This is a genomic window from Ciceribacter sp. L1K23 (assembly GCF_018122705.1).
Lineage (GTDB): Bacteria > Pseudomonadota > Alphaproteobacteria > Rhizobiales > Rhizobiaceae > Allorhizobium.
This window is the reverse complement of the sequence record NZ_JAGRRC010000002.1, coordinates 440,554-456,809: the sequence shown is the minus strand read 5'-3', so window position 1 is coordinate 456,809 and position 16,256 is coordinate 440,554. Positions and strand designations below refer to the sequence as shown.

The 16,256-nt window shown below is 59.4% G+C and carries 15 protein-coding genes and 1 other RNA gene; 5 read left to right on the top strand and 11 right to left on the bottom strand.

Annotated elements, in window-relative coordinates; translation table 11 throughout:
• Nucleotides 1-156: 156 nt before the first annotated feature.
• Nucleotides 157-378: a 50S ribosomal protein L31 gene (rpmE, locus tag J5J10_RS21135; RefSeq protein WP_208553832.1), complete on the top strand. Its 222-nt coding sequence runs from the start codon at nt 157-159 to the stop codon at nt 376-378.
• A gap of 68 nt (nt 379-446) precedes the next feature.
• Here rpmE and J5J10_RS21130 read toward each other — a convergent pair whose 3' ends face one another.
• From J5J10_RS21130 to J5J10_RS21115, 4 genes are all read right to left on the bottom strand, one after another.
• Complete coding sequence (locus J5J10_RS21130) at nt 447-1,514, bottom strand: patatin-like phospholipase family protein (RefSeq protein WP_211931629.1); 1,068 nt, start codon at nt 1,512-1,514, stop codon at nt 447-449.
• A gap of 135 nt (nt 1,515-1,649) precedes the next feature.
• Nucleotides 1,650-2,165, bottom strand: a complete 516-nt coding sequence (locus J5J10_RS21125; RefSeq protein ID WP_208553834.1) for a DUF1465 family protein — start codon at nt 2,163-2,165, stop codon at nt 1,650-1,652.
• Nucleotides 2,166-2,528: 363 nt separating this feature from the next.
• Entirely contained in the window at nt 2,529-2,717 is a 189-nt protein-coding gene (locus tag J5J10_RS21120; protein WP_211931628.1) for a DUF1192 domain-containing protein, read from the bottom strand.
• Complete coding sequence (locus J5J10_RS21115; protein ID WP_211931627.1) at nt 2,704-3,996, bottom strand: MFS transporter; 1,293 nt, start codon at nt 3,994-3,996, stop codon at nt 2,704-2,706. Before J5J10_RS21115 ends, J5J10_RS21120 begins: the two co-directional genes overlap by 14 nt.
• A gap of 172 nt (nt 3,997-4,168) precedes the next feature.
• On the opposite strand from J5J10_RS21115, the gene J5J10_RS21110 reads away from it, so the two are divergent.
• Nucleotides 4,169-4,324: a hypothetical protein gene (locus J5J10_RS21110; RefSeq protein ID WP_208553837.1), complete on the top strand. Its 156-nt coding sequence runs from the start codon at nt 4,169-4,171 to the stop codon at nt 4,322-4,324.
• A 1-nt stretch (nt 4,325) separates the two neighbouring features.
• On the opposite strand, the gene J5J10_RS21105 is transcribed toward J5J10_RS21110, so the two are convergent.
• From J5J10_RS21105 to tkt, 6 genes are all read right to left on the bottom strand, one after another.
• Nucleotides 4,326-5,237, bottom strand: coding sequence for a PhzF family phenazine biosynthesis protein (locus J5J10_RS21105; protein ID WP_211931626.1), 912 nt, complete (start codon nt 5,235-5,237; stop codon nt 4,326-4,328).
• A 115-nt stretch (nt 5,238-5,352) separates the two neighbouring features.
• Entirely contained in the window at nt 5,353-6,249 is an 897-nt protein-coding gene (locus J5J10_RS21100) for a fructose bisphosphate aldolase (RefSeq protein WP_211931625.1), read from the bottom strand.
• 225 nt (nt 6,250-6,474) lie between these two features.
• Entirely contained in the window at nt 6,475-7,677 is a 1,203-nt protein-coding gene (locus J5J10_RS21095) for a phosphoglycerate kinase (RefSeq protein WP_211931624.1), read from the bottom strand.
• Nucleotides 7,678-7,751: 74 nt separating this feature from the next.
• Nucleotides 7,752-9,596, bottom strand: coding sequence for a potassium/proton antiporter (locus J5J10_RS21090; RefSeq protein ID WP_211931623.1), 1,845 nt, complete (start codon nt 9,594-9,596; stop codon nt 7,752-7,754).
• 189 nt (nt 9,597-9,785) lie between these two features.
• On the bottom strand, nt 9,786-10,796 hold the full coding sequence (gene gap / locus J5J10_RS21085) for a type I glyceraldehyde-3-phosphate dehydrogenase (RefSeq protein WP_211931622.1): 1,011 nt from the start codon (nt 10,794-10,796) through the stop codon (nt 9,786-9,788).
• Between the two features lie 79 nt (nt 10,797-10,875).
• A complete protein-coding gene (gene tkt / locus J5J10_RS21080) occupies nt 10,876-12,858 on the bottom strand; it encodes a transketolase (RefSeq protein WP_208553843.1) in 1,983 nt (660 codons plus the stop codon).
• 333 nt (nt 12,859-13,191) lie between these two features.
• Between tkt and J5J10_RS21075 the strand changes: the two genes are divergently transcribed.
• The 3 genes from J5J10_RS21075 (at nt 13,192) to ssrS (ending at nt 14,114) form a co-directional block, all read left to right on the top strand.
• Nucleotides 13,192-13,464, top strand: a complete 273-nt coding sequence (locus J5J10_RS21075; protein ID WP_208553844.1) for a DUF4164 domain-containing protein — start codon at nt 13,192-13,194, stop codon at nt 13,462-13,464.
• Between the two features lie 33 nt (nt 13,465-13,497).
• Nucleotides 13,498-13,887: a cell division protein ZapA gene (locus tag J5J10_RS21070; RefSeq protein ID WP_211931621.1), complete on the top strand. Its 390-nt coding sequence runs from the start codon at nt 13,498-13,500 to the stop codon at nt 13,885-13,887.
• Nucleotides 13,888-13,955: 68 nt separating this feature from the next.
• A non-coding RNA gene (gene ssrS / locus J5J10_RS21065) (6S RNA) lies at nt 13,956-14,114 on the top strand.
• 91 nt (nt 14,115-14,205) lie between these two features.
• On the opposite strand, the gene J5J10_RS21060 is transcribed toward ssrS, so the two are convergent.
• The gene (locus tag J5J10_RS21060) at nt 14,206-16,182 is read right to left on the bottom strand and encodes a methyl-accepting chemotaxis protein (RefSeq protein WP_211931620.1); all 1,977 of its coding nucleotides are present in this window, start codon (nt 16,180-16,182) and stop codon (nt 14,206-14,208) included.
• Nucleotides 16,183-16,256 lie beyond the last annotated feature (74 nt).

Genomic DNA, 16,256 nt, shown 5'->3' with positions numbered 1-16,256 from the left:
CTCGCCTTGGCTCTTGTTATCGTTGCGCCCTTCATGTATAGGCACCGCATCGAATTGGGAAGCCGTAGCCTGATCGGACTACGGCTTCATTTATTGAATACGGTTCCCTGACGCAATTGCGGCAATTGGACCCTCCGGCACATCAGGAAGAGCGCTATGAAGGCTGATATCCATCCCGACTATCACAAGATCAAGGTGGTCATGACCGATGGCACCGAATACGAAACCTACTCCACGTGGGGTTCGGAAGGCGCTGTCATGAACCTTGAAATCGACCCCAAGTCGCATCCGGCCTGGACCGGCGGCAACCAGCAGCTGCTGGACCGCGGCGGCCGCGTTTCGAAGTTCAACAAGCGTTTCGGCGGCCTCGGCCTCTAAGCCGTTTGACCTTGGCGCATATTGAAACCCGGCTCTTGAGCCGGGTTTTTGCGTTATGGGAAATGCGCTTACAGAGCCTCGAGCCTGTCGGCGATTTCTTCCAGCGCCAGATCGTGTTTCTGCGCCAGCGTCAGGCCGAAGCGCTCAAGGTCGGAGATGTTCTTCGGTGTGGCGTCGTCTAGCGCGTCGTTGACGCCGACCAGTGGCGCGTCGAGCCTGAAGTAGTCCAGCTTCTCGCGATTGTCCGTCGTCACGACCGTTGCTCCGTCCGCAAAGGACGGTGGTTCGACGTTGAGCAATTTGTTCAGCTGGTAGGAGGCGGTGCTGGACTGGCCTTGCATGAGCACGGAGATAAGCGGTGTATCATTGGCGGGGTTGATCCATCCGCCAGCGCCCCAGCTTTTCGCCTGCTGGTAGGGGATCTTGCGATTGGCCGAACCGGTGCCAAGCGAGAGGATGACGATTTTCTCGCCGTCGTCGCGCCATCCCAGCTTGCAGCCCTCGACATAGGCCGCCATTGCAGGATCGTTGGCAAAGACTCCACCATCGATCAGCGGCAGCGCCGGAATTTCGCCGTGCTTGACCCTGGCGAGATCCTCCACCAGCGCCGGCTCGAAATAGGTGGGAGCGGCTGACGACCCGCGGACGGCCTGCCAGAAGTAAAACCGTTCGTGATCGCGATCAGCATTGGTCATGAAAACGGCACGGCGTGCGTGAATGTCGTAACCGGTGATGAGCACCTTGGTCAGGGCATCCTTGATTTCCGTCTTCTTGCCGAGCATCTCCGTCAATATCTTCTCAAGAGCGCCGGCATCGTAGCGCTCCTCGAAAAGACCACCGAAATTAGCAATCTTTCGAAAGAGGCCGATGTCGAAGATTTTCGCGCCCTTGCTCTTGTAGAGGTCTAGCAAAGTGGTGGCGTCTGCAGCGGGTTCGGATGGTTGTCCGGGTTTCGGACATGTCAGTCCTGCTGCGATGATCGCGCCCGTCGAGGTTCCGGCGATCATGTGAAAATAACGGTGTAGCGGCAGCTTCTTGCTGCGCTTCCACAGCTTTTTCTCGAGAACAGTGAGGATAACCGCAGGGATCGTACCCCTAATGCCGCCGCCATCGATGGACAGAATGAACTTGGCCATGGCTCCCTCCCTCGCAGAGGAGGAGTTTGCCATATAATCACACGTTGTAAATTGCTAAAACGCAATCTTCCGATGAGGCGCAAAAAAAGCCCGACCTGCGTGGAGCAGGCCGGGCTTCTATTTCACGGGTGCGGATCAGCCTGCGTTGAAAGCCGTGCGCAGAAGATCAAGCTGGGCCTGTACGCTGTTCTCATTGTCCGGAACAACGGAAGCGTCGGACGGCCGGTAGATCTCGCGGTCGAGAAGGGAAATCCGGTTCTGCAGGCGAAGCGAACGCTCAACGAGGTCACGGAAGGCTTCGGGAAGGTCGTTCCAGCCCGGAGCGCTGCGATCGACGTTGAAGCCGTCGAGGCGGACCTTGCTCTTTTCCGACAGAACCTGATCGCGGCTCATCTCGCCGTTGTTCACGGCGCGCTGCAAAAGAAGCCAGGATGCCATCTGCATCAGTCGGGTGGTGAGGCGCATGGATTCGGCGGCGTAAAGTACAGATGCCATACGCGGCAGTACCTTGGCGGCAGAGCGGCCAGGACCGTCCAGATAGGCGGCGGTCTCCTCCACCAGGCCCATCCCCTCGGCATAGATCGCCTTGAACGGCGCCGATGCCGCGGCGCGGCCGGCGAAGCTGATCGTGTTCAAGCCCTGATCGCTCATCGATGTCTTCCCTGTTTAACGCATCACTTGTTCAGGCTGAGGTGCCCTCGTAGCACCGTCCATCTCATGGCTGACAAGATGGTACCAATACCTGAAACGCGCAAGTCGTTTATTAAAGAAGGGTTAATTCCCACAATTTCGTGGAAGGATTAAGGCGACAAAAAAAGAGCCGCAAAAGCGGCTCTCAAGGTAAAACAGGGAGAAAAATCAGACCTATTCGCCAGTCGGTGAAACTGCCTGAATCCAGAAGCTCTGGACGCTCACATCATCTCCCGAAATAGTTAATTGGGCGTTAACGAGAAGCGAAAAATGCGATTCTTCGAGCGGGTTTCCAGTTTTACCAAGTATTGTTTCGCGACAATCTCAGGTCTTGAACAAATTCTCCGCCGCCAGCCGTCCGGCCTGCTTGCGTATGCATTCCGCTTCCAGCCGTTCGATTTCGGCTTTGAGCAGTGCAATGCGCGACCGCAATTCGTCCGCAGCCAGCAGGGAGAGGTCACATCCTATCTCATGTGTCGTTTTGCGTGCGGGCCTGTCGTCATCGGCGATCATGGCTCAACTCCTCATCCGGTGATTCGCTTTGCTCCCCAAGAGGCTGTGCACGAGGATCAAGTGCGAGGCTTTCAGGCGTACTCATTGGGTGCGTTGCCATCGGCGCCGAGGAGAATGTCTCGCGGCTGTCGATGGGAATGGCGGCGCGCAGCCTGCTGCGGAATATAGCATAGGTGGCCAGCGCGATATGCGCGATCGCGGTCACGGCAAAGAGGGTATATGGGCCGAACTGGGTCATCACCGGACCACCCAGCGTGGGGCCGATAATCGTGCCGATGCCGAAGAGCAGCAACAGCCCGCCCGACACCTTGACGAAATTTTCCGACGAGGCGAAGTCGTTTGCATGGGCCACAGCAATTGGATAAAGCGCATTGGCAGCTGCGCCATAGATGGCGACGAGGATGATCATAATGACAGCGTCCTGCGGCTGTATCAGGACAAGCAGGACCGCAGCGATGGCGGCTACTGCGGAGAGCGCGGCAAGCACATAACGCCGGTCAGTCATGTCGGAGGCCTTGCCGGCAGGAAACTGGGCAATTGCCCCAGCGAAGATGGTGATTGACAGCATTGCCGCAATCATCGTCGGCGAAAGTCCTGCTCTCGAGCCGAACACCGCCCCGAGAGTTCCGTAGGCGCCATTGGCGATGCCGATCAGCAGGATGCCGACAAACGAAACCGGCGAGTTGCGATAAAGGCTCTTGAGATCGAGGCTGACGGATTTCAGTGGTTGCGGCGAGGCAGCCGTGGAAAACGTCGTCGGAAGCATGGCCAGGCAATAGAAGATGCCGCAAGCCATAAAGAGGATGGTCGTGGCCGGATCGCCGAGGCCGACCAGCATCTGCCCCCCCACAACACCGATGAGCGTGATCGAGATGTAGAAGGAGAAGATCGCGCCGCGGCTCTCGTTGGTTGCGCGTTCGTTCAACCAGCTTTCGATGATCATCGAGGTTCCGGCCGTGCAGAAGCCGGTGAGGGCGCGAAGTGCAACCCATGCATATTCATCCACGACCATCCCGGTGATCAAGGCAATGATGGCGATGATGGATATGAACCCGGAAAAGGCACGAACATGTCCTATCCGCATCACCAGTTTCGGAGCGTAGAAGCAGCCGAGGACGAAGCCTGTCGCCCACGACGTGCCGAGCAGGCCGAGGATTTCGTTGGAGTAGCCCTCCGCCGATCCGCGGACCGGCAAAAGAAGGCCGTGAAGACCGTTTCCGAGGAAGAGGAAGAGCGTACCCAGCAGAAGGGCGAGGACAGGTATAAGATTTCGTCTCATGATATCGGCAAGTTTCCCGGCTAACATACTGTAGAAAGGGTGCGGTGCAGCAACGTCGCAGCCGGCCGTCCGGTTGCACTATACGAGCCAAACCGCTAACGAATTGCCGAATCCCTTGTCGGGCAAAAAGATGTCTCGCTTTTGACCGGGGCAGATACGCACCGGAGAATGCATGACCAAGATAATCGGCCTTCTGCTGATCCTCGCCATGGTCGTGCAGATCATCAAGCCCCTCGGCCTGCCGGGTCTCCGGCGTCGCCGCGACTTCTGGAAGATTGCGATCATCGCCTTCGTCATCTGGTCTGTGACGTTGCTGATCAGACCTTGAGCTAGTCCGAAACGAGGCTTCCCCGCGTAACCTCGACGCAGTCACCGCTCACGGACACGGACTGCAGCACACCTTGATCGCTCGTCACGTCGACGGTGATGCGGCTCGGGCGACCCATCTCTATGCCCTGCTCGACGAAGAGACGTCGGGAACCGGTAAAGCCGTCCAGGAAGGCGAGGAAAGCGCCAAGGGCTGCCGAGGCGCTTCCCGTCGCGGGATCTTCCGCGACATTGTCGAACGGTGCGAACATACGCGCCCGCACGTGCCCGTCGCCGCAGCGAACGTAGAGAAACAAAGCACAATCGCAATCTTCGTGGGAGAAGGTCTCCCGAAGTGCGGCGAGTGAGGATATGTCGACCGCGGCGCGGCCGAGAGCCTCCAGGTCTTTCAGTTCAACAACGATGAACTTGAGGCCGACCGACACAAAGACCGGTTCATGTGCCGAGATTGCTACCTCGTCGCTGGCCAAGCGGATGCATTGGGCGAGCCTTCCGACTTCGATCAAAGACCCTGTCGTGAGCGGTCCGGGCGCACGGATCGACGCTCCCGTGACTCGGGCACCGTCTCGCATCAGCTTTACCTCCACGAGGCCGGCCTTCTCCTCGAACCTCAGGACATCACCGACAGTGCGCCCGAAGAGGGAACCGAGATTGCCAATGACGAAGGCGGTTCCGACGTTCGGATGCCCGGCAAAGGGAACCTCGGTGACTGGCGTAAAGATGCGTACCGCCGCGGTGTTGGCCGCATCTTCAGGCGGAAGGACGAACGTCGTTTCCGAATAGCCGAACTCGGCGGCGATCTTTTGCATATCGCTGTCGGACAAGCCTGCCGCATCGAGTATGACGGCCAGCGGATTTCCGGAAAACCGTTTCGTGGTGAAAACGTCGACCGTCTGGAAATGGCGTTCCGGCATTACTCGCCTCCGTGTTGCGATGACGAGGCTATAACGGAAAAGCCCGGTCGAAACCGGGCTTTTGTGTCTCGGTGACAATAATCATCGTGAGAGAAACGCGCCAGATGCAGCGGCGTCAGGCCTTCTTCACGCTCGCTGCGTAGATTTCATCGATCGTTTCGGCGAGACTTGCGTCGAATTCCGCATCGCTCATTTGCACGCGCAGGTTCTCCGTCAGCGCGCGCGAGAAGCTTGCGATCATGCCGTGGTTTTTCCGCAATTTTTCGCAGGCGTCCGCGCGGCTGTAGCCGCCGGACAACGCGACGACCCGGATCACGGATTTATGGGCGCCCAAGGGCTCATAGAAACCGTCGACCGTCGGGATCGTCAGCTTGAGCATGACCTGTTCGCCGGCCGGCAGCTTGTCCAGTTGGGCCGCAATCTCGTCTCGAAGAATGGCTTCAGCTGCTTCTTTCGTCGGGCTCTTGATGGAGACCTCGGGTTCGACGATCGGGACCAAACCCTGGCCGATGATCTGGCGCGCCACCTCGAACTGTTGCTTGACGACCGCGGCAATGCCGGTCTTGTCGGCGTGAGCAATAACGGAGCGCATCTTGGTGCCGAAGATGCTCTTGTCGCGCCCCCGGATGAGGAGAGGATCGAGGTCCGGCATCGGCTTCATCAGTTGAACGCCGTTGTCCTCGTCCAGCAGGCCCTTGTCGACCTTCAGGAACGGCACGACACCGCGCTTTTCCCACAGGTAGGACGGAACTGCCTGTCCATCGACATCGCCGTCCATGGTGCGCTCGAACAAGATGGCGCCGATAACCTTGTCTCCGGAAAAGGCCGGAGCCTTCATGATCCGGACGCGCATGGCATGCATCAGGCGGAACATTTCTTCGTCGCCGTTGTAGTCTGCCTCCGCAATGCCGTAGAGCAGCAACGCCTTGGGTGTTGAACCACCGCTCTGATCGAGCGCCGCAATGAAACCGGGCGCCGAGCCGATTTTGTTCAACATCTTCGCGTCCACCATGCTTCACTCCTATCCCAAAAAAATAGCGCGCCGGGCGCTCAAAACGACTTGCAGACCTAGTGACCCAGTGGCCGATACCAGAAGTTTTTTGGAGGGGGAATATGCCGGTAAGTTATTGAAACGATTGAAATCATTTCAATCGTTTAAAATGTTGAACTATTTTAAACAGGTAAGTTAACAGGGATGCGCGGCGTCAATCCGCGCATCCGACGACGGCGACAGCGCTCAGCCTGCTGTGGACAGAACCGAAACACCCGGCAGTTCCTTGCCTTCCATCCACTCCAGGAAGGCCCCGCCGGCTGTCGACACATAAGTGAAGTCATCGGCGACACCGGCATGGTTGAGAGCGGAGACCGTGTCGCCGCCGCCGGCGACGGAAACCAGTTTGCCCGCACGGGTTCTTTCCGCCGCGTACTTTGCCGCTGCGACCGTCGCGGCATCGAACGGCATTATCTCGAATGCTCCCATCGGGCCGTTCCAGACGAGGGTTGAAGCGCGGCCAATCCACTCGTTGACCTTTTCGATCGACTTCGGTCCTACGTCGAGCACCATTGCGTCGGACGGAATGGCGTTGATATCAACAACCTCGTTGGCGGCACCCGCCTTGAACTCGCGGGCAACTACGCCGTCGACGGGCAGAACAATGGCGCAGCCCGCGGTCGCAGCCTCGATCATGATCTGTTTTGCGGTTTCGGCCAGATCATGTTCGCAAAGGGATTTGCCAACGTTCACGCCCTGTGCCGCAAGGAAGGTGTTGGCCATGCCGCCACCGATCACCAGGGCGTCAACCTTCTTTACGAGGTTCTGCAGCAGGTCGATCTTGGTGGAGACCTTCGCGCCGCCGACAATTGCCACCACGGGGCGGGTCGGCTTGCCCAAGCCCTTTTCCAGGGCCTCCAGCTCCGCCTGCATCGTGCGTCCGGCATAGGCGGGCATGTGATGGGCGAGGCCTTCGGTGGACGCGTGCGCGCGATGTGCGGCCGAAAACGCGTCGTTGACGAAAATGTCGCCGTTCTTTGCGAGCTCTGCAGTGAACTCAGGTGTGTTCTTTTCCTCGCCTTTATGGAACCGCGTATTCTCCAGCAGCAGGATGTCGCCATTGTTCATCGCATCGATCGCTTTTGAGGCTTCCGGGCCGATGCAGTCGCCGGCGAATTCGACGCTCTGATCGAGGATTTCCTCCACCGCGGCGGCGATCGGCTTCAGCGACATATCAGCCACGGGCTCACCCTTCGGGCGGCCAAAATGGGCGAGAAGGATGACCTTGGCACCCTTGCGAGACAGTTCCTGGATCGTTGGCGCCACACGTTCGATGCGGGTCGAGTCGCTGACCTTGCCGTCCGCCATCGGCACGTTGAGGTCGACGCGCACCAGTACGCGCTTGCCCTTTATGTCGGTGAGATCGTCCAAAGTCTTGAAAGCCGGCATGTCGTTATCCGTCGTTGTGATTTGAAAGGGTGATGGCGCAGACCTTACTCCGGCTCAATGACAGATCAAACAGATCACATCCTGTTTTCCTTCTCGGACAGGCTTCTTTTGCGAGCGCGATAACGTCGCAGTGCGTCACGGACCGTATGGGCGGTCTCCCGCATATTGAGGAAGATTGGTAGCGTGGTGGCGGGAACGACAGCTTCCAGTGAAATGCCGACAGAGGATATGCGGCCATTGTCGTCAGTACCGCGGACGATCAGAATAACGTTGCTGACGCGGACCCGATCCCCGTATTCCGGATGACTGCCGATACGTGCCTCGATCAGCTCGCCGATGGTCTTGGCCTTGTCCGCTTCGCTGATGAGGCCGGGGCCATAGGCAAGGTCGAGCTCCTCGGCCGGTCGGGACGGTGAGATCGTGAAAGTCCCGAAGAATTCGGTATCGTCCTCGTCCAGCTTGGCCTTTTCCGCGAAGAGGCGGTCGAGCAGCCGCGAATAGCCCGGCGCGATGAAGAGGTAGACCTGATCGTTCTCGCGAAGCCGTCCGGCATACTGGTAGCGCATCGACTTGCCGTCGCGGATGACCAGTGAAGGCATAGCCCAGCGCGGGATGCGTTCGCCGCTGATGATCGGGCTTCCGGCAACGACGCGATACGAGACGAGTTCGTGATTGGCCGCGCCGGGCAGGTCGAGTTCGTACTTTTCGATCGCGCCGAGGCGTGGCGGGACGATGAGGCCGAGCGCTCTCGCCATGGGCTTGATGGTCCAGCCCTGCATCGCGAGAGACAGCATGACGACGATGAACGTGGTGTTGAAGTAGATCGCTCCGTTCTCGATACCACCCAGCACCGGCAGGATGGCAAGCAGAATGGACACCGCTCCGCGCAGGCCGACCCAGGCGATAAAGCCGGTCTCGCGTTGGGTAAAGTCGAAGGGAAGCAGGCTGAGCCAGACTGCGATCGGTCGCGCGATGAACACCAGGAAGAGCGCGAGGATGGCGGCCGGCGCCAGGGTGTTGACGAAGTCGGAGGGTGTCGCCAAAAGGCCGAGTACGAGGAACATGATGATCTGGGCAAGCCAGGTCAGCCCCTCCTGGAATCTCGAAATTGCCGGTCCGGCCGGGATCTTCTTGTTGCCGACAAAAATGCCCGCGACATACACGGCAAGAAAACCACTGCCGCCCACGGCGCCGGTATAGGAAAAGACCACCAGCGACAGGGCCAGCACGACGATCGGAAGGAGGCCTCGTTCAATCCGGATATGACGGAGGATGAGGACGATCACGTATCCACCGATCAATCCCAACAAAAGGCCCATGCCCATCTGCTCGACAAACATCCGCAGCAGACCGAGACCTGCTGCCCATCCTGTTTCTTCACCGCCGTTCTGGGAGACAAGCGTGACCAGAGCCAGCGTCAGGAAGATGGCCATCGGATCGTTCGTTCCGGATTCGACTTCCAGTGTCGAACGCACCTTGTCGCGAATGTTGATACCGCCGATTCGCAAAAGGAAGAACACCGCAGCAGCGTCCGTCGAGGCGACGATCGAGCCAAGCAGCATGCCCTCCAACAGGCTGAGCCCCAGGATCCAACTCGCCACCAGACCGAAGAGCCCAGCCGTCAGCAACACGCCGGCTGTTGACAAGACGATCGCCGGAAAGGCCGCGATCTTGAACGAATGCAACGAGGTTCCGTACCCGGAATCGAAAAGGATGATGGCAAGTGCGATCGAGCCTATCGCATAGGCTGTCTCATAGCTGGAAAATTCTATGCCCAGCCCGTCCACTCCGGCGATCAGCCCGACGAGGAGAAAGAGCAAAAGCAAGGGGGCGCCGAAGCGGAAGGCAAGCAGGCTGGAGAACGCCGCAAACAGGATCAACGCCGTCAACACGAGCGTGACGAGATAAAACGTCTCCAACTCCAGTCACCCCCTTACGAAACATGAAAATGGCCTCGCGCAGCAACGCAGGCCCTTGTCTTCTGATTCCCATTCACTTGGTGAAGGAATATTGAATGGGAATGATGATCCTCTCAAGGCAATGAGACAATTAAAAAAGGCGGACCGACGATCGGTCCGCCTTATGGCTAACAAATACTGAACGATGGTTCAGATGAGCTTTGCGAAAGCTACGGCCGTGTCGGCCATGCGGTTCGAGAAGCCCCACTCATTGTCGTACCAAGAGAGAATGCGCACGAAATTGCCTTCCAGAACCTTGGTCTGGTCGATCGCGAAGATCGAGGAGTGGCTGTCGTGGTTGAAGTCGCGCGAGACGAGCGGCTCCTCGGTGTAGCCGAGGATGCCCTTCAGGGCGCCGTTGGACGCAGCCTTGATCGCTTCGTTGATTTCTTCCTTGGTGGTGTTCTTCTTGGCGACGAACTTGAAGTCCACAACCGAAACGTTCGGCGTCGGAACGCGGATCGACGTGCCGTCGAGCTTGCCCTTCAGATGCGGAAGCACGAGGCCAACAGCCTTTGCCGCGCCGGTCGATGTCGGGATCATGGACAGGGCCGCAGCACGGGCGCGGTAGAGATCCTTGTGCATGGTGTCGAGCGTCGGCTGATCACCGGTGTAGGAATGGATCGTGGTCATGAAGCCGTGGTCGATGCCGACGGCATCATCAAGAACCTTGACCACCGGAACCAGGCAGTTCGTGGTGCAGGACGCATTCGAGATGACAAGATGGTCCTTGGTCAGCTTGTCGTGGTTGACGCCGAAGACGACCGTCAGATCCGCGCCGTCCGCGGGCGCTGACACGATCACGCGCTTTGCACCAGCCGTCAGGTGGGCGGCTGCCTTGTCGCGTGCGGTGAAAATGCCGGTGCATTCCATGGCGATATCGACGCCGAGTTCGCCGTGGGGGAGGGTTGCCGGGTCCTTGATCGCGGTAACCTTGATCGGCTTGCCACCGCCGACGGAAATCGTGTCGCCATCGACTTTGACATCGGCCGGGAACTTGCCGTGGATCGAGTCGTAGCGGAGCAGATGGGCATTGGTCTCGACCGGGCCGAGATCGTTGATGGCCACGACCTCGATGTCGGTGCGGCCAGACTCGACGATGGCGCGCAATACGTTGCGGCCGATGCGGCCGAAGCCGTTGATGGCAACTTTTACAGTCATTACGATCACTCCCGCTATTAAGACAGGTTCAAGTTAATGGATCGGTCGCAGGGGCGAAATGCCCTTGCGGCGTTTGGCCTCAACCGAGCTTGGCGTCCGCCGCGGCGACCACGGCCTCGACCGTGATGCCGAAATATTTGTACAGATCCTTGGCCGGTGCCGAGGCCCCGAACGAATTCATGCCAATGAAATCGCCGTCGGAGCCGATAAACGCGTCCCAGCCCTGGCGGATGCCCGCTTCGATGGCGATCTTCACCGGGGCCTTGCCGATGATGGCTTCCTGGTAATCGGCCGACTGTTCGAAGAAGAGTTCGAAGCAGGGCACCGACACGACACGGGCGGAGATGCCCTTGTCGGCAAGCTGCTTCTGCGCCTTCACGGCGATTTCCACTTCGGAGCCGGATGCGAAGATCGACACCTTGGCATCGCTCGCCGAGATGAGCTCGTAGGCGCCATATGCGCTGAGGTTCTTTTCTTCGTATTCGGTGCGGACCGGCATCAGGTTCTGGCGGGTAAGCGCCAGTCCGGACGGCCGGTTCTTATGATGGAGAGCGAGCTGCCAGCATTCCGCGGTCTCGGTTTCGTCGGCCGGCCGGAACAGCAGAAGGTTCGGGATGGCGCGAAGCGCTGCGACATGCTCCACAGGCTGGTGGGTGGGGCCGTCTTCACCAACACCGATCGAGTCGTGCGTCCAGACGTGCACGACGCGGATACCCATGAGCGCGGCGAGGCGCACGGACGGGCGGCAGTAGTCGGAAAAGATCAGGAAGCCCCCCGAGTAGGGGATCAGGCCGCCGTGCAGCGCGATGCCATTCATGGCCGCGGCCGTCGCATGCTCGCGAATGCCGTAATGCATGTACCGGCCGGAGAAGTCGGTCGGCGTGATCGAGGTCATCTGGCTGGTTTTGGTGTTGTTGGAGGGCGTCAGGTCGGCAGAGCCGCCAAGCGTTTCGGGCAGGAGGCCGTTGATGACTTCCAGGGCATCCTCCGAGGCCTTGCGGGTCGCCACGGTCGGGTTGTTCGCGGCAATCTTCTTCTTGAATGCGTCGATGGTCGCATCGAAGTTGCCCGGCAGATCGCCGGCGAAGCGGCGGTTGAATTCCGCGCGCTTTTCCGCATCGGCGGCGGCAAGACGCTCTTCCCACTCCTTGCGGGTCTTGGTCGACCGCAGGCCAGCGAGACGCCACGCATCGAGAACATCAGCGGGCACAGAGAATGCTTCGGCTTCCCAGTTGAGCGCCTTACGGGTAGCGGCAATTTCCTCGGCGCCGAGCGGCGAACCGTGAACCTTGTGCGTGCCGGCCTTGTTCGGTGCGCCGAAGCCGATAACCGTCTTGCAGGCGATGAAGGTCGGGCGATCCGACTTCTGTGCCTGCTCGATCGCGGCGGAGATGGCTTCCGGATCATGGCCGTCGACCTTGATCGTGTTCCAGTTGACGGACTTGAAACGCGCGATCTGGTCGGTCGAGTCCGAGAGGGATACGGCGCCGTCGATGGTGATATTGTTGTCGTCCCAGAAGACAATCAGCTTGTTGAGCTTCAGATGGCCAGCCATGGCGATGGCTTCCTGGCTGATGCCTTCCATGAGGCAGCCGTCGCCGACCAGCACATAGGTGAAGTGGTTCTGCAGATCGGAACCGAATTCCTGCTCGAGCTTGCGCTCGGCGATTGCCATGCCGACCGCATTCGCGATGCCCTGGCCGAGAGGTCCGGTGGTCGTCTCAATTCCGGAGGCGTGGCCGTATTCGGGGTGACCCGCGGTCTTGGAGTGCAACTGCCGGAACTGCTTGATGTCCTCGATCGTCATGTCCTCATAACCGGTGAGGTAGAGGAGCGCATAGAGCAGCATGGAGCCGTGACCGGCGGACAGCACGAAACGGTCGCGATCCGGCCACAGCGGGTTCTTCGGATCGAACTTCAGATATCGGCTGAAAAGAACAGTGGCGATGTCGGCGGCGCCCATCGGCAGACCGGGGTGACCGGAGTTGGCCTTTTCAACTGCATCCATCGCAAGGAAACGGATCGCATTGGCCATCCGGTTGTGTTTTTCAGGAGAAGTCATGGCGGTTCCGCTTGTTCCGGGGTCTGGAGGAGGGCCGCGCGGGCGGTCCCTTGAAGGCGGCTGATCCATAGCAGGTGGATCGCGCAAGTCAACAAATCCAGAGGTAGGGTGCTTCCTTCGGTGCAAAAAACCGGGAGGCTGCACAACAATGCGGCACTGCATCCGGAGAAGGCGCTAACCGGTCGTGATCCGCCGTATTCCACAGCAAAGGCGTGGCGAGACACGTGCCGTTTCATTGACGCAGCCGCCCCCGCGCGGCTAGTGTCCCGCATCGAACAGGTAGGCCCGACGGGTCGATTCGGTCACCTTTTTTGGAAAAGCCGGGACAGCATAATGCCAACGCAAAGCAAGGTAGAGGCGGCTCTTGGCGCCTTGCGGCAGGCGATTGCCGGCCTTGAGAATGCCATCGACATGCGTCTTGAGGTTCAGCGCGAAAGCAGTGAGGTCGAAGGCGAGGTTAAACGCGTTCACGCAGATCGTGCGCGGTTGGCGCAGGAACTCGACGAGTCTCAGTTTCGCGCCAATCGTCTCGAGGAGGTCAATCGGGAAGTCTCCCGACGGCTGGTGACGGCGATGGAGACCATCCGGGCGGTCCTGGACAGGTAAGTTGCAGATTTTCTACCCCGTACGGGAAAAATGATGGCGCAGGTAACGGTCACAATAGACGGTAAGGCCTACAGGATGGCCTGTGAGGAAGGGCAGGAGGATCACCTCATTGCACTGTCCTCCACCTTCGACCGCTATGTCGGTCATTTGAAGACGCAATTTGGCGAGATAGGCGATCTGCGTCTCACGGTCATGGCCGGTATCATGGTGATGGACGAACTCTCCGAACTGAACAAGCGGGTGGCGTCCCTGGAAAGCGAATTGACGGCGCTGCGCAGTGGACGGGACGAGGTTCTCGCCGGGGCAGAGAAGCGCGAAGAACTGCTTCTGTCGTCCGTTGTCGAACTCACGGAAAAACTAACCGGAATAACGCGGAAACTGACGGGACGTGCAGATCTCGTTGCGTCGACACCCGGGGAGTGATGTCCGAAATCGGCAGGAAGGCTGAAGAGGCCACTGGCGGACGGCACGCTTACCTCCTATATCTGTAACGCGGTCTGCGCCTCACGACAGGAACCACAATCCCTGGGGCCATACTCGATCCAAAGGGAGCTGTCCCTGACCAGGCCCGTGGGCTTGGACATATGGCGCCCACCTACGTTTGTAGGCACCCAGGATCGTAAATCTCCATCGGTTGCCGTGGATCGCGCTTCGTTTTTCAAGACCTGAGACGGTACCGCCAAGACGTAAAAGGCGGCAGCTTTCGCCACCGCCTCATGGTTTTAGGTTAGGCAGTCCGCCTCAGAATTCTTCCCAGTCCGCATTGCTTGCCGCGGCAGTCCCGCTGCCTGTGGAAAAGGCTTTCGACAATGCCGCGGTCATTCGACGGGCCGGCGAGGGAGCTGGAGAGCTTTCCGGGCGAGCGACGGCGATCTGACGCGTTGCCGGGGCAGCCGACGCGGCACTCGTCCGGAACTGTCCGACGAGGCCGGCAAGTGTCGTGGCGCTTTCGGCCAATCGATGCGTGACGGCGGTGGTCTCTTCGACCATGGCGGCGTTCTTCTGGGTGAACTGATCCATCTGGCTGACGGAGGAATTGATCTCGTTCAAGCCGGTGGACTGTTCGCGGGCGGCCGTTGCGATCGACGCTATATGACCGTTGATCTTTTCCACCTGCTCCGAAATCTTATGGAGCGCGTCCCCGGTGGCGCGAACAAGCGTCACGCCGCCCGAGACTTCTTCGCCGGATTTCGTAATCAATGCCTTGATGTCCTTCGCGGCATTTGCCGAACGCTGGGCCAGTTCGCGCACTTCCTGGGCGACGACCGCGAAGCCCTTGCCAGCTTCACCTGCACGTGCAGCCTCAACCCCGGCGTTGAGCGCCAGCAGGTTGGTCTGGAAGGCGATTTCGTCGATGACATTGATGATCTTCGAGATTTCGGACGAAGCGTTTTCGATGCGACCCATGGCTTCGATGGCGTCCGACACGACCTTGCTTGAGCTTTCCGTGCTGCTGCGGGCGGCCTGTGCCATGGACGAGGCTTCGTCGGCGCGGGCAGACGAACTCTTGACCGTCGACGTGATTTCGTCGAGCGCGGCCGAGGTCTCCTCAAGCGAGGCAGCCTGCTGTTCCGTGCGCTTCGACAGGTCGCCGCTTGCGGAGCGCATCTCTTCGGCACTTGCCTGAATGCCGTGGGTCTCGGTCGTCAGCTGCGACAGCGTCGAGTTCAGCTTTTCGAGCGAGTTGTTGAAGTCGACACGCAGCCGCTCAAGGCCATCGCTGAAGGGGGTTTCGATTCGACAGGTGAGATCGCCCTCGCTGAGGCGTTGCAGGCCGCCGGCCAGGGCATCGACCGCCTTTTGGATGCGGGCGTTTTCCTCGGCCTTTGCCTGCTCGCGTGCGCCGCGCTCCTGTTCGCTCTGTTCGCGGGTCTCGTCGGCCTGCCGCTCAAGAGCGATCTTCTGCTCCGCGTTCTGACGGAATACGTCGAGCGCGCGGGCCAGAGCGCCGACCTCATTGCGCAGGCTCTGGTTGGGCACTTCGGTCCCCAGGTCGCCCTTGGCAAGCCGGTTGGCGACCGCTGTCAATTGAGGAATGGGGCCCATGATACGGCGTGCAACAAAGGCCATGATGATCGCTGCAACGATCAGCGTGACAACGGCAGTGATGCCGATCGTCCAGGCCATCTGTTCGGCGATACTGTCGATGTCGGCGGCCCGGACACCGGCATAGAGGATGCCGATGACCTTGTTCTCAGGCGAGAAGATCGGCTGATATATGGTGTAGTAGGGTACTTCGAGAATGACCGCCTCGCCGCGATAGGTGTTGCCCTTGGTCAGAACCGGGTAGACGGCGCCCGTCTGGCCGAGAGCAGTGCCCACTGCCCGATTTCCGTCCGGTTTGACGATGTTGGTCGTGCGGCGCCAGAAGTCCTTGCTTGCTTCATCCCATCCGAAGATCGTCGCAGTTTGGCCGGTCATGCGGCCGACTGTGTCGATCATCGTGTGGCTTTCGAACGTGGCCGGGATTTCCGGTGCAACGATCTTCTCCACGTTGCCGTCCTTGCCCCAAGTCACCTGGACCCCGGGAAGGTCACGCTCGACAATGGTCGCCGCGGTGCGGAGACTTGCGTTCTGTCCTTCGATCGCCTGTTCCGCGATACGTCCGGAAATACTGTGAGATATCGCGAACGCAACCGCAGCAAGCGAAAGAAGGAGGATGATGATCGTCGTGGCGGTAACCGTTCCGACGAGCCCGAAGCGTGAGAGAAGGCGCATAGGTTGTTTCCCCGATTGATAAGTAAACCTACAATTAAATGGCAAATGTTAAATAAGCTTTGCGACCAAAGCGC

Excerpts from the sequence above, each read along its gene's own strand:
- J5J10_RS21060 (WP_211931620.1), bottom strand. The coding sequence starts at position 16,182 with ATGCGCCTTCTCTCACGCTTCGGGCTCGTCGGAACGGTTACCGCCACG.
- J5J10_RS21130 (WP_211931629.1), bottom strand. The coding sequence starts at position 1,514 with ATGGCCAAGTTCATTCTGTCCATCGATGGCGGCGGCATTAGGGGTACG.
- gap (WP_211931622.1), bottom strand. The coding sequence starts at position 10,796 with ATGACTGTAAAAGTTGCCATCAACGGCTTCGGCCGCATCGGCCGCAAC.
- J5J10_RS21070 (WP_211931621.1), top strand. The coding sequence starts at position 13,498 with ATGGCGCAGGTAACGGTCACAATAGACGGTAAGGCCTACAGGATGGCC.
- J5J10_RS21105 (WP_211931626.1), bottom strand. The coding sequence starts at position 5,237 with ATGCCGGAACGCCATTTCCAGACGGTCGACGTTTTCACCACGAAACGG.
- J5J10_RS21095 (WP_211931624.1), bottom strand. The coding sequence starts at position 7,677 with ATGCCGGCTTTCAAGACTTTGGACGATCTCACCGACATAAAGGGCAAG.
- J5J10_RS21075 (WP_208553844.1), top strand. The coding sequence starts at position 13,192 with ATGCCAACGCAAAGCAAGGTAGAGGCGGCTCTTGGCGCCTTGCGGCAG.
- J5J10_RS21115 (WP_211931627.1), bottom strand. The coding sequence starts at position 3,996 with ATGAGACGAAATCTTATACCTGTCCTCGCCCTTCTGCTGGGTACGCTC.
- rpmE (WP_208553832.1), top strand. The coding sequence starts at position 157 with ATGAAGGCTGATATCCATCCCGACTATCACAAGATCAAGGTGGTCATG.
- J5J10_RS21100 (WP_211931625.1), bottom strand. The coding sequence starts at position 6,249 with ATGGTGGACGCGAAGATGTTGAACAAAATCGGCTCGGCGCCCGGTTTC.
- tkt (WP_208553843.1), bottom strand. The coding sequence starts at position 12,858 with ATGACTTCTCCTGAAAAACACAACCGGATGGCCAATGCGATCCGTTTC.
- J5J10_RS21110 (WP_208553837.1), top strand. The coding sequence starts at position 4,169 with ATGACCAAGATAATCGGCCTTCTGCTGATCCTCGCCATGGTCGTGCAG.
- J5J10_RS21125 (WP_208553834.1), bottom strand. The coding sequence starts at position 2,165 with ATGAGCGATCAGGGCTTGAACACGATCAGCTTCGCCGGCCGCGCCGCG.
- J5J10_RS21120 (WP_211931628.1), bottom strand. The coding sequence starts at position 2,717 with ATGATCGCCGATGACGACAGGCCCGCACGCAAAACGACACATGAGATA.